Origin of the sequence: Pleomorphomonas koreensis DSM 23070, from assembly GCF_000425185.1 — a bacterium.
Taxonomy (GTDB): Bacteria; Pseudomonadota; Alphaproteobacteria; order Rhizobiales; family Pleomorphomonadaceae; genus Pleomorphomonas; species Pleomorphomonas koreensis.
In genome coordinates, this window is sequence record NZ_AULH01000011.1 from 174,342 (window position 1) to 188,985 (window position 14,644).

A 14,644-nucleotide genomic window follows, 5' to 3' on the forward strand; every position below is an offset into this window, starting at 1 on the left:
TGGTCAATCCCTAGCGCCGCATTCCCGAGAGGAAATCGGCAGCGTGCATTTTGTACATTCGTTCGGCAGGTCCGTAAAGCCAGCAAAAGCTGCGTCCGGCAGTCTCCGTACACACCAAATGTTGTATTCAATCGTTATAGTCCGGCCGCACCGTCAAAGACCGCGCGGTCCGAAGCTGTTCGATTTCGGGAATCCCAGCGGCGGCAGGCGGCCGGCGGTGGCCCGATCGCCGATCCAGTCGGCGAGGTCGGTCATCGACCGCTGGAAGACGCGGCCCGAGGCGTCGGTCCAGACGAGGCCGGCATGCGAGGCGAACACGCGCGCATCCGACACGCCGCCGTCCTTGAACTTCTGCAGCCGTACGCCCTTGCCACGCCCCATCTCCGCCACCTGCGACAGCGGGAAGATCAGGAACTTGCGATTCTCGCCGATGATCGCCACGTGGTCGCCGTCGGCCGGCACCATCAGTTTGGCCTTCTGCCCGGCGGACACGTTGAGCAGTTGCTTGCCCTTGCGCGTGGTGGCGACGAGGTCGGCCTCGGCGGTGACGAAGCCGTAGCCGTCCGACGACACCACCAGCAGCTTGCGCTCCGGCTTATGCACGAAGACGTCGACCACATCGGCGCCGTCGTCCATGTCGACCATCAGGCGGATCGGCTCGCCGGCCGAGCGGCCGCCCGGCAGCTTGTCGGCGCCGAGCGTGAACACCTTGCCGTTGTCGGCGTAGACGATCAGCTTGTCGGTGGTCTCGGCCTTGAAGAACAGCTTCAGCCCGTCGCCGGCCTTGAACTGGAGGCCCGAGACGTCGGAGATGTGGCCCTTCAGCGTGCGAATCCAGCCCTTTTCGGAGACGACGACGGTGATCGGCTCGCGCTCGATCAGCGCTTCCATCACGTCGCCGGCGTCGTGCTCCGAACCGTTGCCGAAGGTGGTGCGGCGCTTGCCGATCTTGCTGTCGGGGGCGAATTCCTTCTTCACCTCGCCGATCTGCCAGCGCACCGTCTTCCACTGCTTCTTGTCGGAGCCGAGCAGGCTCTCGATCTCGGCCTTCTCCCTGGACAGCTCGGCGTGCTCCTTGCGGATCTCCATTTCTTCCAGCTTGCGCAGGTTGCGGAGGCGCATGTTGAGCACGGCGTCGGCCTGCGTCTCGGTGAGGCCGAAGGCGCGGATCAGCTCGGCCTTGGGCTCGTCCTCCTCGCGGATGATGCGGATCACCTCGTCGAGGTTGAGATAGGCGATGATGAAGCCTTCGAGCAATTCGAGGCGGGCGTTGATCTGGTCGAGCCGGTGCTGCGAGCGGCGGATCAGCACCTCGCGGCGGTGGTCCAGCCATTCGCGGAGTATCTGCCGCACGCCGAGCACGTTGGGCACCTGGCCGCGCGACAGCACGTTCATGTTCATCGGGAAGCGGCTTTCCAGTTCCGACAGGCGGAACAGCGCTTCCATCATCAGCTTGTCGTCGACGTTGCGCGACTTCGGCACGATGACGATGCGGACGTCGGTGGTCGATTCGTCGCGCACGTCCTCGATCAGCGGCACCTTGCGGTCGGTGATCAGCTCGGCGATCTTCTCGATCAGCTTGGCCTTCTGCACCTGATAGGGGATCTCGGTGACCACCGCCTGCCACATGCCGCGGTCGAGGTCCTCGCGGTGCCAGCGGGCGCGCACGCGGAAGCCGCCGCGGCCGGTGCGATAGGCTTCGAGGATCGACTCGGCGCTCTCGACGATGATGCCGCCGGTCGGGAAGTCGGGCCCACGGATCGGCCCGGCGTCGCGGTCCACCAGCCCCTCGACCGGCGTTTCCGGCGCGTCGATCAGCTTGATCGCCGCGTCGCAGACCTCGGCGACGTTGTGGGTGGGGATGTTGGTGGCCATGCCGACGGCGATGCCGGCCGAGCCGTTGGCCAAGAGGTTCGGGAAGGCGCCGGGCAGCACCACCGGCTCCTTGTCGGCCTGGTCGTAGGTGTCGCGGAAGTCGACGGCGTCCTCGTCGAGCCCGTCGAGCAGCAGGCGGGCGACCTCGGTCATCCGCGCCTCGGTGTAGCGCTGGGCGGCGGCGCTATCGCCGTCGATGTTGCCGAAGTTGCCCTGGCCGTCGACCAGCGGATAGCGCTGCGAGAAGTCCTGGGCGAGGCGCACCATCGCCTCGTAGACGGCGCCGTCGCCGTGCGGATGGTACTTGCCGATGACGTCGCCGACCACGCGGGCGCACTTCTTGAAGGCGTTGCCGGGGTCGAGGCGCAGGAGGCGCATGGCGTAGAGGATGCGCCGGTGCACCGGCTTCAGGCCGTCGCGCACGTCGGGCAGCGCCCGGTGCATGATGGTGGAGAGCGCGTAGGCGAGATAGCGCTCTTCCAGCGCCTCCCGCAGATTGACCGGCTCGATGCCGTCGGAGGGAATCAGTTCCTTGCCCATGGCACGATGGGTAGAATCACCCCCGTCCAAGTGCAACAGAAAGGCAAGCGGTCATCGGGGACGGCGGCGACCTTGTCCCCGGATTGATGTCAATCCGCCACCAGCGGCACCGTCCTGGCGTCGAGCGCCTTCACCGCGTCGGCGGGCTTGAGGTGCACCTGAAGGCCGCGCTGGCCGCCGTTCATGTAGACGGTGGCGTGGGTGAGTGCCGCCTCCTCGAAGGCGGTGGGTACGCGCTTCTTCTGGCCGAAGGGCGAAATGCCGCCGACGTGGTAGCCGGTGACGCGCTCGGCGTCGGCCGGCTTCATCATGCTGGCCGACTTGCCGCCGAAGGCCGCCGCCAGCTTCTTCATGCTGACCTCGTGGTCGGACGGCACCACGACGCAGACCGGCCTGCCGTCGACCTCAGCCATCAGCGTCTTCAGGACGCGGGCCGGCTCGGCGCCGATCGCTTCGGCGGCCTGCATGCCGATGCGGTCGGCGTCGGGGTCGTAATCGTAGGTCACCGTCTCGTAGGCGACGCGGGCCTTGTCGAGGAACTGGGTGGCGCGGGTGGTTCTGGACATGGCTGAACCTCAGGCCGGCCGCTCGGCCAGGAAGGCGGCGAGGCGGCGGTTGACGGTAACGGCCGCCTCGACATGCGGCAGATGGCCGACATCGGGAATGACGCAACGCTCGCCGCCGACCGCTTCGAGGCGTTCCTCGTCGAGCGGGTTGACGGCATCGCCCTCGCCCCAGACGACGAGGCGCGGCAGGCCGTTCGCTGCAACGGCGCGGAAAGCGGCGTCGGCCTCGGCGGAAATCGCCGTCATCGCCGCGGCGATGCGGGTCAGCGCCGCCCGCCGGCCGGGTTTTTCGAGGTCGTCGAGCACGTAGAGGGCAAGGCGGCGATTGACGAGGCTCTTCCTGACGAACAGGCGCTGCAACAGGTGCTCGGCCGCCTCGACGTCGGTCAGCGTCGGCAGCGTCTCGACGAAGACGCGCGGCACCGGCCGGCCGAGGCCGGAGGCGGCAAGCGCCGTCAGCGACCGCACGCGTCCCGGATGGCGGGCGGCGAACACGCCGGAGACGGCGCCGCCGAGCGAATGGCCGACAAGGTCGACGCGATCGACGCCGGCCGCGTCGAGCGCTCTCAGGATGGCGTCGGCGAAGGCGGCGGCCGAGGGCGTCGCCCCCTCCGTCCAGGGCGAGGCGCCGTGGCCGGGCAGGTCGAGCGACCAGACATCGGCGACGGCGGAGAGCGCCGGCTGGTTGGCGGTGAAGGTGCGGCGGTCGGCGCCGAAGCCGTGGACCAGCAACAGCGGTGCGCCGTCGCCGCCGGAATGGTGGAGACGGACCTCGAAGGCGGAAGACGAGTCGGACAATCGCAACTCCGGAAAGGGATGCGCGGGACGCCGGCAGATTGGCGCCTCAGGCGCCGAAGGGCAAGGGCGAAAGGCACAACGCCTAGTCACTTTCACTTATACTTGACTCATTAATTCAAGTTATGCTCCCTATAAGGGAATCCAATCATCGGATGCCGATCATGAACGCTCTCCACCCCTTGCCCGAAAGCTGGCCTGCTCAGGACGTCGAGGACCTCCTGATCCTCATCCGCTTCATCGGTGGCGGCAAACGGCGGGTAAATGGTGACCACCAGGACGAGGCGCTCGCCTGCCGCCGGCTGGTCGAGCGGGCGGCGCTGGTGCCGAAGCCGCGGGCACCGGGCGGCCACGCCGTCAGCCTGGTCGGCATGTCCAGGCTCTACCGCTTCGTGCATGCGCCGGTCGGCGCGGCGCCCGACCTGCCGATCGACCGCGAGATCGAGGTGCGGCGCGAGTTGCTGGACGCGCTCGACCCGCCCGACCGCGGCGAGGTGGAGGCGCGGCTCTGCGCCGAGCTGGTGGAGATGCGGGCCGGCGTCTTCCGCTGCGTCCATGCCGACCTCTGCGCCGGGCGCGGTTGCCCCTTCGAGATGGAGGTGACGGCCGACGCCCTCGATCGCGCCCTCTGCGTTCTGCTGCCCAAGGGAAACTGACATGCCGGGCAAGCCCGTCTTTTCGCTGCCCGGCCCGATTGAGGCCGCCACGTCGCTCTCCTCCTTCTCTCCCGACCGGCCGCCGCTGCGGCCCCAGCGCCACGAGCGGCCGAAGATCTGGGAATTGCCGAAAAGCTGCCATTGCGTGACGCTCGGCACCTGCTTGACGCTGTCCGAACTGCGCAAAGCGGCGAAGCGCCTCGGCCTGTTCCACGGCATCGAGGAGATGACCGACTACGAACTGCACGGCGCCTTCGTGCACGCCATGTCGAGCCGCAACCGCGCCTCCGGGGCCGTGCAGAAGCTGCTCGACGCCAACCACGCCGGCGCGGTGCGCAAGGCGTCGCGCTGCCGCTCGGAGGCGGAGCTGTCGGCCTTCTGGGATCGCGAGGTGGCCGAGGGCCAGATCGCCGGCGCCTTCTGGGCGGTGATGAGCCACGTCCATCTCGGCGGCGCGCTGGAGGTGCGGGTGTTCGGCGAGGTGCACATGATGTCGCATCTCTGCGGCGCCTCGCATCGCGGCGACGCTCGCGCCCGCTCGCTGGCCGAGCAGCAGGCCGCCGCCCTCGCCCGCCGGCTGGAACAGACGAACCTCGGCCACCTTGAGGCGCTCTCCGGCCGCGACCGGGAAATCGAGCGGCTGACCCGCCTGGTATCCGGCATCGAGCCCTTCGTGCGTGAGGCGGCCAGTCTGCGCGCGCGCGTCGCCGAGCTGGAAGGCGGCGGCGAAACCGCCCGCCTTGCCGAGGAGGCCGGCGATCTCGCCCGCCGGCTCGACCTCGCGCTGCGCCGTAACGATCGGCTCGCCGCCGAGGTGGATAGGCTGGCCGGCCGGCTCGCCGCCGCCGAGGCGCGGGCGGACGAACTTGCCGACCGGCTGGCCGACGCGCCGCGGGTCGCATCCTGCGCGCCCGACTGCCCGTTCAACCTCGAAGGGCGCTGCATCGCCTATATCGGCGGCCGGCCGCGCACGGTGTCGCGCATGCGCGACCTCGTCGAGCGCTGTCGCGGCTCGCTGATCCACCACGACGGCGGCGCCGAGCAGTCGGCCGAGGCGCTGGACGGCGTGCTGGGCCGCGCCGACGTGGTGATGTTCCCGGTCGACTGCGTCAGCCACACCGCCGTCGAGAAGCTGAAGACGCTGTGCGGCCGCATGAACAAGACCTACCTGCCGCTGTCCTCGGCGAGCTATTCGTCCTTCGCAAGCGAGTTGGGGCGGGTGTAGCGGCTGAGGCTCCACCCTGCTAACCTCGCCGTTGCGACAACCGACGGAGAGCGACTTGCAGCGGGTGACCATCACATTGGACGACGACCTCGTCGAGGAGATCGACGCCTTCATCGCCCGGCGCGGCTACCAGAACCGCTCGGAGGCGATCCGCGACCTCGCCCGCACCGCTCTCGGCGAGCTGGCCACCACAGCCGATCCCGATCGGGAGTGCGTGGCCGCCGTCGTCTACACCTTCGACCACGAAAAGCGCGAGCTTGCGCGGCGGCTGGCCGCCGTGCACCACCATCACCACGACCTGTCGCTGGCCACCACGCACGTCCATCTCGATGAGGCCAACTGCCTCGAAGTGACGCTGCTCAAGGGCCGGGCCGGCGAGATCAGCCATTTCGCCGAGCATCTCACCGCCGAGCGCGGCGTCCGCTACGGCCGCATGGTGGTGGTGCCGATCGAGGGCAAGGGCGACCGCCCGGCACCGCACACCCACGATCACGACTGAACAGCATGCCGTCCGCTAGGTAGGCCGTTTGCCGTATTGCGTCGGTATGATGAAATTGTATTTTCCTCATACCCAACAGATACGGAACGGATTGATGCGCACGCTTCTCGCCGCCTTGACGCTGACCGCCCTCGCCTCGCCCGCACTGGCGCATTTCCAGGAGATCCTGCCGTCGGCCGACGTGCTGCCCGAAGGCGGCAAGGTCACCGTCGAACTCGTCTTCACCCATCCGATGGAGCGCGGCCCGACGATGGACATGGTCAAGCCGGTGCGCGTCGGTGCCGTCACGGACAAGGGTGTCGAGGATCTGACGGCCGCGCTCGTCGAGGCGCCGGTGGACGGCAAGGCGGCCTGGCGCTTCGAGCGCGACATCGCCGCGCCGGGCGCCGAGGTGCTGTTCGTCGAGCCCAAGCCCTATTGGGAACCGGCCGAGAACAAGTACATCGTCCACTACGCCAAGGTGGTGGTGGACGGCTTCGCTTCCGGCGAGGGCTGGGATCGGCTGGCCGGCCTGCCGGTGGAGATCGCGCCGCTGGTGCGGCCGACCGGCCTGTGGACCGGCAACCTGTTCCGCGGCGTGGTCCTTCAGGACGGCCAGCCGGTGCCGGGCGCCGAGATCGAGGTGGAATGGGTCAACGACGGCTCGGTGACGCCGCCCAACGAAGCCTTCATCACCCAGGTGATCAAGGCCGACGACATGGGCGTATTCTCCTATGCCATGCCCAGGGCGGGATGGTGGGGCTTCGCCGCGCTGGTGGACGGCCCGGCGGCCACCTCGCCGGACGGCAAGCCGGCGGCCACCGAACTCGGCGCGCTGATGTGGGTGAAGGCGACCGACATGGGCGGCCAATAACCGACGGAAACGACCATGGCGCATATCCCGGACGGCGTATTGTCGCTGCCGATCCTTGCCGCCGGCACGCTGGCCGGCGCCGGCGGCCTCGCCCTCGGCATCCGGGGGCTCGCCGACCGCGACATCCCCCGCACGGCGCTGCTGGCCGCCGTGTTCTTCATCGCCTCGTCGCTGGCCTTTCCGCTGGGGCCGACCTCCGTCCACCTGCTGCTGGGCGGGCTTGTCGGCCTGATGCTCGGCTGGAAGGCGTTCCCGGCGATCTTCGTCGGCCTGCTGCTGCAAGCCCTGCTGTTCGGCTTCGGCGGGCTGACGACGCTCGGCGTCGACCTCGTCAACATGGCGCTGCCGGGCGTCGCCCTGGCCGCCCTCGCCCGCCGCTTCATCGACGCCGGCAATCCCCTTCGCTCGGCGGTGCTGGCCGGCGCCACGGCGGCGCTGGCCGTCATCGTCACGGCGGCGCTGGTCGGCGGCGAGATCGCCCTGTCGGAGCCGGCCTTCACGCCGGCTCTCGGGATAATGGCGGCGGCCTACCTGCCGCTCGCCGTCATCGAGGCGGCGGTGACCGCCTTCGTGACGCTCTATCTCCTCAAGGTGAAGCCGGAGATGATCGTGGCGCCCGCTTCGCTCGGAACTGTCGCATGAGCCGTCTTGCCGCCGCTCTCGCCGCATTGCTGCTGCTGTTCGCCCTGCCGGCCGAGGCGCACCGGCTGAAGCTGTTCGCGCAGGCGACCGGGGAAAACATAGCCGGCTATGGCTTCTTCATCGGCGGCGGCCGGCCGCAGGGCGCCGATCTCCTCGTCACAATGCCGGACGGCACGGAGGTGAGCCGCCTCAAGACCGGCGCCGACGGCGGCTTCAGCTTCGCGCCTCCGGCGCCCGGCCGCTATCATTTGTCGCTGGCCGCCGGCGACGGCCATTTCGCCGAACTCGACATCTCGACCGACGGAACGCTTGCCGCGCCGGCTGCGGCGCCTCCGCAAGCGAGCGTCACGGCCGATCTCGACGCCCGCATCGAGGCGGCGGTGGCGCGGCAGATCCGGCCGCTGCTCGAAGCCTATGAGGCCGCCGACGGCCGCGTCCGCTTCAACGATCTCATCGGCGGCCTCGGCTGGATCGTCGGCCTGTTCGGGCTTTGGGCGTGGCTGCGGTCGCGACGGGACCGGCATGGCGACTGACGCGGTCGACGCCGCCGCTCCGATCTCCCGTCTCGACCGGCTCGACACCCGCAGCCGCCTCGTCGTTGCCGTGGCGCTGGTGCTGACGCTGGCCAGCCTGCGCTCGTGGCCGCTGCTCGGCGCCGGCATCGGCCTCGGCCTGCTGCTCACCGTCCTCGCCGGCGTGCCAGCGCGGCAGACGCTGCGGCGGCTCTTGCATGTCGAGGGCTTCCTGTTGATCCTGTTCGTGGCGCTGCCGCTGACCACACGACTGCCGCCCTTCGTCGCGGTCGGGCCGCTCGTCCTGTCGGTGCCCGGCATCGAGCGGGCCGTCACCCTCGTGCTGCGCATCACGGCGGCGGCGCTGGTCGTGCTGCCGCTGGTCTCCGGCCTAACGCCGATCCGCCTCGGCCACGCGCTCGGCCGGCTCGGCCTGCCGCCGCGTCTGGTGCAGGTGTTCCTGTTCGCCGTGCGCTATGTCGAACTGCTGCGCGCCGAGGCGCGGCGCCTCAATGACGCCATGCGCCTCAGGGGGTTCGTCGCCCGCACCGACCTCCATACGCTCAGGAGCTACGGCCACTTCATCGGCCAGTTGCTGGTGCGCGCCGTCGAGCGCGCCGAGCGGATCGACGAGGCAATGCGCTGCCGGGGCTTTGCCGGGCGCTTCCCGCTGATTACTCTGGAGCGGTTCGGTGCCGTCGACATCGGCGCGGCCGGACTGACGGTCTTGCTCATCGCCATCGCCCTCGTCCTGGATCGCCTGTGATGTCCGCTCTCCTCGATCTCAACGGCGTCAGCGTCCGCCGCGGCGGCCGGCTGGTGCTCGACCGGGTCGACCTGCGTCTCGACGGCGGCGAGCGGCTGGCGCTGGCCGGCGCCAACGGTGCCGGCAAGACCACGCTGCTTCGCGCCATCGTCGGGCTGGAAACGCCTGAAGCCGGCGACATTACCGCCTTCGGTCGCGCTCGCCGCAGCGAGGACGATTTCCGCGAGTTGCGGCAGCGGGTCGGCTTCCTGTTCCAGGATTCCGACGACCAGCTGTTCGCGCCGACGGTGATCGAGGACGTCGCCTTCGGCCCGCTCAACCTCGGCTTCACGCCGGCGCAGGCGATCGAGCGGGCGCGGGCGGTGCTGGCCGATCTTGAGCTGCAATTGCTGGAGAAGCGCGTCACCCACCACCTCTCGGGCGGCGAGAAGCGCCTGGTGGCGCTGGCCGGCGTGCTGGCCATGGACCCGGACGTGCTGCTGCTCGACGAGCCGACCAACGCCCTCGACGAGGCGCATCTTGCCCGGCTCACCGCCATCCTGGCGGAACTGCCGGTGGCGATGATCCTGGTGTCGCACGACGCGCATTTCCTCGCCACGCTGTCGACGCGGGCGGTGTTGCTCGAAGACGGCAGGCTCAAGCCGGCCGTGGCGCACCGGCACCAGCATCGGCACGACCACGTTCATTTCCATCCACTGGATGAGAAATAGGCTCCAAGCCCTTGTTTTATCGCATCCGCCTTTCCGAAAAGTCTGCAACTTTTCAGGCGGATGCCTTAGTCGACCGGCTCGTCGACGAGGCCGGTCACCGGCGCCGTCGAGCCGCGCACGATCAGCCGGCCGGTCAGCATCACCTTGCGGGCCGGCGCCTTGGGCGCCTTCAGGCGGTCGAACAGCAGCGTCATCGCCATGCGGCCGATGTCGCCGACCGGCTGCTCGATGACGGTGAGGCCCGGCCCCACCAGTTCCGACCACGTCTCGTTGTCGAAGCCGGCGATGGCGACGTCGTCAGGCGTCCTGAGTTCCAGCCGCCGCATCGCCTTGACGACGCCAAGCAGCATCAGGTTGCTTGAGGCGATGACGCCGTCCGGCCGGTCGGGCCGCGAGAATACCTTGAGGATCTCGCGCTCGGCCGCCTCGGCGTTGGGCGCCACGAAGAAGGCCTCCGACGACAGCCCCAGCGAGGCGGTGGCCGAGAGATAGCCGAGATGGCGATCGATCGCCGTCGACGAGGTGTTGCCGAAGATGCCGACGATGCGGCTGCGGCCGATGGCGTGGAGATGGCGGACCAGCGTCGCCGTCGCCTGGTGATTGTCGAGCCCGACGCAATCATAGCGGCCGGACGGGCTGCCGCGGTCGATCAGCACCAGCGGGAACGGCGGACCGTCGTCGGAGAGCCGTTCGAGGCTGCCGCGACTCGGCGCCCAGATCAGGCCGGTGACGCGCTCCTCCTCCATCAGGCGCAGGTACATCGCCTCGCGCTCGGGGCTTTCGTCGGTGTTGCAGAGGATGAGGCGCATGCCCTGGCGATAGGCCTCGTCCTCCACCACGCGGCTCAGCGCGGTGAAGAACGGCCGGCGGATGTCGGCCACCATCAGGCCGATGGTCTGGGAGTGCTGCGAACGCAGCCGGCGGGCCGAGAGATTGGGCCGATAGCCGGTGGCGGCGATAGCTTTCTCCACCCGTTCGCGCAGCTCCGGGCTGACCGGCCCGTTGCCGAACACGCGCGACACGGTGGCCACCGATACACCGGCCCGCTGGGCCACGTCCTTGATACCAACTGTCATTTTCAAAGGTCCCGCGACCCTCGCCCCGGTCTCGCCTCGGCGTCCTCAGCGCCATTCAAAACCGATGAAAAGGATTACATGAAGCTCGCGCAAAGGCCTCAATTTGAAATCAGTAGTTTTTCTGATAGGATTCCCGGAAGGTTCAGGCGCTCCGGAGAAGCGAGTGGCGGGTTTTCCTGGCGTTTCCGGATTTCACCTTTTCTATCAATGACCTTAAGAAGAATTTTGGCCGGTCTGTAGTACCACTACGCACGAGAACATTAATCGGTTCAACGCTTGACCGCTGGCCTGAAAACGATCCCATATGTAGCAGGACAGACGAAAGCGGCTCATCCGCCGATCACCTCGTCCTCGGGATCAGGCACCCACCGGCCAGACGCCCGGCAACGGCGCAGGACCGGCGGCAACAATGAAAATGCCTTCGGGACGAATGCTTGGAAGACAGGAGAACAAGATGCCCATCAACAACCCGGCCGACCTCGACGCGCTGGTTGCGCGCGTGAAGCGCGCCCAGCAGGTTTACGCGACGTTTTCCCAGGAGCAGGTCGATCTGATCTTCCGCCAGGCGGCGTTCGCCGCGGCGGCGGCCCGCATCCCGCTCGCCATGCAGGCGGCGGAAGAGACCGGCATGGGCGTCGTCGAAGACAAGGTGATCAAGAACCACTTCGCCTCCGAGTACATCTACAACAAGTACAAGGACGAGAAGACCTGCGGCGTCCTCGAAGTGGACGACCTCGGCGGCACCATCACCATCGCCGAGCCGATCGGCCTGATCTGCGGCATCGTGCCGACCACCAACCCGACCTCGACGGCCATCTTCAAGGCGCTGATCTCGCTGAAGACCCGCAACGGCATCGTCTTCTCTCCCCATCCGCGCGCCAAGAAGTCGACCTGCGCCGCCGCCAAGCTGGTGCTCGACGCCGCCGTCGCCGCCGGCGCCCCGGCCGACATCATCGGCTGGATCGACACCCCGTCGGTGGAACTCTCCAACGCGCTGATGCGTCACCCCGACGTCAACCTGATCCTCGCCACCGGCGGCCCGGCCATGGTCAAGGCGGCCTACTCCTCCGGCAAGCCGGCGATCGGCGTCGGCGCCGGCAACGCGCCGGTGGTGATCGACGAGTTCGGCGACATCAAGCGCGCCGTCGCCTCGATCCTGATGTCCAAGACCTTCGACAACGGCATGATCTGCGCTTCCGAGCAGGCGGTGATCGCCGTCGACAGCGTCTACGACGCGGTGCGCGAGCGCTTCAACGACCATGGCGGCTACATCCTCAGCGGCAACGAGCTGGGCGCGGTGCGCAACGTGGTGTTCCCCGGCGGCCACCTGTCGCCTGACGTGGTCGGCCAGTCGGCCGTCAAGATCGCCGCCTCGGCCGGCATCACCGTTCCCGCCGGCACCAAGGTGCTGATCGGCGAAGTGGACAGCGTCGAGGAGAGCGAGCCGTTCGCCCATGAGAAGCTGTCGCCGACGCTGGCGCTCTACCGCCGCCCGGACTTCACGTCGGCCTGCGACGCCGCTGCCGCGCTGGTGGCTCTCGGCGGCATCGGCCACACCTCGGTGCTCTACACCGACCAGGACCGTCATCAGGACCGCGTCGCCGCCTTCGGCGAGAAGATGAAGACGGCCCGCATCCTGATCAACACGCCGTCGGCGCTCGGCGGCATCGGCGACCTCTACAACTTCAACCTGGCGCCGTCCCTGACGCTCGGCTGCGGTAGCTGGGGCGGCAACTCGATCTCCGACAACGTCGGTCCGAAGCACCTCATCAACCGCAAGACCGTCGCGAAGCGAGCCGAAAACATGCTCTGGCACAAGCTCCCCAAGTCGATCTACTTCCGTCGCGGCGCCATCGCCGAGGCGTTCAAGGATCTGGAGGGCAAGAAGCGGGCGCTGGTGGTCACCGATCGCTTCCTGTTCCTGAACGGCTATGCCGACGGTGTCATCGAGCTTCTGAAGCAGCATGGCATGGACGTCGAGACCTACTATGACGTCGAGGCCGATCCGACCCTGACGGCCGTCCGCAAGGGCACCGAGCGGGCCGTCTCGTTCAAGCCGGACGTCATCGTCGCCTTCGGCGGCGGCTCGGCCATGGACGCGGCCAAGATCATGTGGGTGATGTACGAGCATCCGGAAGTCCACTTCGAGGACTTGGCGCTGCGCTTCATGGACATCCGCAAGCGCATCTACAAGTTCCCCAAGCTGGGCATCAAGGCCGAGCTGGTCGCCATCCCGACCACCTCCGGCACCGGTTCGGAAGTGACGCCGTTCGCCGTCGTCACCGACGACTCCACCGGCATGAAGTATCCGCTGGCCGACTACGAGCTGACGCCGAACATGGCGATCGTCGACGCCAACTTCGTGATGAACATGCCCAAGGCGCTGACTGCCTTCGGCGGCATCGACGCGGTCACCCACGCGCTCGAAGCCTACGTGTCGGTGCTGGCCAACGAGTATTCCGACGGCCAGGCGCTGCAGGCGCTGAAGCTGCTGAAGGACTACCTGCCGGCCGCCTACAAGGAAGGCGCCAACGATCCGATCGCTCGCGAGAAGGTGCATAACGGCGCCACCATCGCCGGCATCGCCTTCGCCAACGCCTTCCTGGGCGTCTGCCACTCGATGGCCCACAAGCTCGGCGCGGCCTTCCACCTGCCGCACGGCCTGTCGAACGCCCTGCTGATCGCCAACGTGATCCGCTACAACGCCACCAACAACCCGACCAAGCAGACGGCCTTCTCGCAGTATGACCGTCCGAAGGCCCGGGCGCGTTACGGCGAGGTCGCGACCCACCTCGGCCTCGATGCCGAGCGCACCCAGCAGCGGGTGGACAACCTGATCGGCTGGGTCGAGGACCTGAAGCGTCAGCTCGACATCCCCGCCTCGATCCAGGCGGCGGGCGTTCCCGAGGCCGACTTCCTGGCCAAGGTGGACAAGATCGCCGTCGAGGCGTTCGACGATCAGTGCACCGGCGCCAACCCGCGCTTCCCGCTGATCTCGGAGCTGAAGGCGATCCTGGTCGACAGCTACTACGGCCGCGCCTACGTCGAGCCGGCCGAGCGCGATGCAGGGCTTGCCCCGGCCGCCGAGCTGGCCCCGGCTCCCGAGGCCAAGCCCGGCAAGGGCAAGAAGGCCGCCGAATAATACCGGCACGACAAACAACGGAGGCGGGAACAATCCCGCCTCCGTTTTGCTTTCAGGAGGCTTCACAGCTTCTGAAGTGACATCCGAAGGGCCGGGGCGTAAACCACCGGCATCGGGTTGGCCCCGAAGGCCCTCGACGTCGATCCCGTGAGGATCGCACGCTCTTTTCCGGAGCGTCGCCGCGCGTCGCAAGGACAACCAACGTATCTGGGAGACAGACAATGGCAGTAAAGGTCGCCATCAACGGCTTTGGTCGCATCGGTCGCAACGTTCTTCGGGCGATCGTCGAGTCGGGTCGCAACGACATCGAGGTGGTCGGCATCAACGACCTCGGCCCGGTCGAGACCAACGCCCACCTGATCCGCTTCGACAGCGTGCACGGCCGCTTCCCGCATGAAGTGACGACGGGCGCCGACTGGATCGACGTCGGCACCGGCAAGATCAAGGTCACGGCCATCAAGGACCCGACGACGCTGCCGTGGAAGGACCTCGGCGTCGACGTGGCGATGGAGTGCACCGGCATCTTCACCGCCAAGGACAAGGCGTCGATGCACCTCACCGCCGGCGCCAAGCGCGTGCTGGTCTCGGCTCCCGCTGACGGCGCCGACCTCACCGTCGTCTACGGCGTCAACCACGACAAGATCACCAAGGACCACATCGTCCTCTCCAACGCCTCGTGCACGACCAACTGCCTGTCGCCCGTCGCCAAGGTGCTGAACGACGTCATCGGCATCGACACCGGCTTCATGACGACCATCCACAGCTACACCGGCGACCAGCCGACGCT

At 68.1% G+C, this 14,644-nt stretch carries 14 protein-coding genes; 10 read left to right on the plus strand and 4 right to left on the minus strand.

Annotated features, from left to right (window positions below):
- Positions 1-153 precede the first annotated feature (153 nt).
- The 3 genes from parC to H512_RS23565 form a co-directional block, all read right to left on the minus strand.
- Entirely contained in the window at positions 154-2,415 is a 2,262-nt protein-coding gene (parC, locus tag H512_RS0110920) for a DNA topoisomerase IV subunit A (RefSeq protein WP_026783484.1), read from the minus strand.
- 89 nt (positions 2,416-2,504) lie between these two features.
- On the minus strand, positions 2,505-2,981 hold the full coding sequence (gene ybaK, locus H512_RS0110925) for a Cys-tRNA(Pro) deacylase (protein WP_026783485.1): 477 nt from the start codon (positions 2,979-2,981) through the stop codon (positions 2,505-2,507).
- Between the two features lie 9 nt (positions 2,982-2,990).
- Positions 2,991-3,779: an alpha/beta fold hydrolase gene (locus H512_RS23565; RefSeq protein WP_036791161.1), complete on the minus strand. Its 789-nt coding sequence runs from the start codon at positions 3,777-3,779 to the stop codon at positions 2,991-2,993.
- Between the two features lie 161 nt (positions 3,780-3,940).
- Here H512_RS23565 and H512_RS0110935 point away from each other — a divergent pair, with 161 nt between their 5' ends.
- The 8 genes from H512_RS0110935 to H512_RS0110970 all read left to right on the plus strand — a co-directional run bounded on the left by H512_RS0110935 (position 3,941) and on the right by H512_RS0110970 (position 9,639).
- Positions 3,941-4,432, plus strand: coding sequence for a hypothetical protein (locus tag H512_RS0110935; RefSeq protein ID WP_156899455.1), 492 nt, complete (start codon positions 3,941-3,943; stop codon positions 4,430-4,432).
- A 1-nt stretch (position 4,433) separates the two neighbouring features.
- Entirely contained in the window at positions 4,434-5,657 is a 1,224-nt protein-coding gene (locus H512_RS23570; protein ID WP_053239767.1) for a DUF2325 domain-containing protein, read from the plus strand.
- A 55-nt stretch (positions 5,658-5,712) separates the two neighbouring features.
- On the plus strand, positions 5,713-6,156 hold the full coding sequence (gene nikR / locus H512_RS0110945) for a nickel-responsive transcriptional regulator NikR (protein ID WP_026783487.1): 444 nt from the start codon (positions 5,713-5,715) through the stop codon (positions 6,154-6,156).
- A gap of 91 nt (positions 6,157-6,247) precedes the next feature.
- Entirely contained in the window at positions 6,248-7,009 is a 762-nt protein-coding gene (locus tag H512_RS0110950) for a DUF4198 domain-containing protein (protein WP_425414168.1), read from the plus strand.
- A 15-nt stretch (positions 7,010-7,024) separates the two neighbouring features.
- Positions 7,025-7,651: a cobalt transporter CbiM gene (gene cbiM, locus H512_RS0110955; protein ID WP_026783489.1), complete on the plus strand. Its 627-nt coding sequence runs from the start codon at positions 7,025-7,027 to the stop codon at positions 7,649-7,651.
- Positions 7,648-8,184, plus strand: coding sequence for a hypothetical protein (locus H512_RS0110960; protein ID WP_026783490.1), 537 nt, complete (start codon positions 7,648-7,650; stop codon positions 8,182-8,184). Before cbiM ends, H512_RS0110960 begins: the two co-directional genes overlap by 4 nt.
- A complete protein-coding gene (gene cbiQ, locus H512_RS0110965; protein WP_026783491.1) occupies positions 8,174-8,929 on the plus strand; it encodes a cobalt ECF transporter T component CbiQ in 756 nt (251 codons plus the stop codon). The genes H512_RS0110960 and cbiQ overlap by 11 nt, the downstream gene beginning before the upstream one ends.
- On the plus strand, positions 8,929-9,639 hold the full coding sequence (locus H512_RS0110970) for an energy-coupling factor ABC transporter ATP-binding protein (protein WP_026783492.1): 711 nt from the start codon (positions 8,929-8,931) through the stop codon (positions 9,637-9,639). Before cbiQ ends, H512_RS0110970 begins: the two co-directional genes overlap by 1 nt.
- Positions 9,640-9,704: 65 nt before the next feature.
- On the opposite strand, the gene H512_RS0110975 is transcribed toward H512_RS0110970, so the two are convergent.
- The gene (locus H512_RS0110975) at positions 9,705-10,715 is read right to left on the minus strand and encodes a LacI family DNA-binding transcriptional regulator (protein WP_026783493.1); all 1,011 of its coding nucleotides are present in this window, start codon (positions 10,713-10,715) and stop codon (positions 9,705-9,707) included.
- 454 nt (positions 10,716-11,169) lie between these two features.
- Between H512_RS0110975 and adhE the strand changes: the two genes are divergently transcribed.
- Together adhE and H512_RS0110985 are read left to right on the plus strand one after the other, a co-directional pair.
- The gene (gene adhE, locus H512_RS0110980; protein ID WP_026783494.1) at positions 11,170-13,857 is read left to right on the plus strand and encodes a bifunctional acetaldehyde-CoA/alcohol dehydrogenase; all 2,688 of its coding nucleotides are present in this window, start codon (positions 11,170-11,172) and stop codon (positions 13,855-13,857) included.
- A 221-nt stretch (positions 13,858-14,078) separates the two neighbouring features.
- Positions 14,079-14,644: type I glyceraldehyde-3-phosphate dehydrogenase (locus H512_RS0110985; protein WP_026783495.1), on the plus strand; the 566-nt coding region annotated here is incomplete at its 3' end.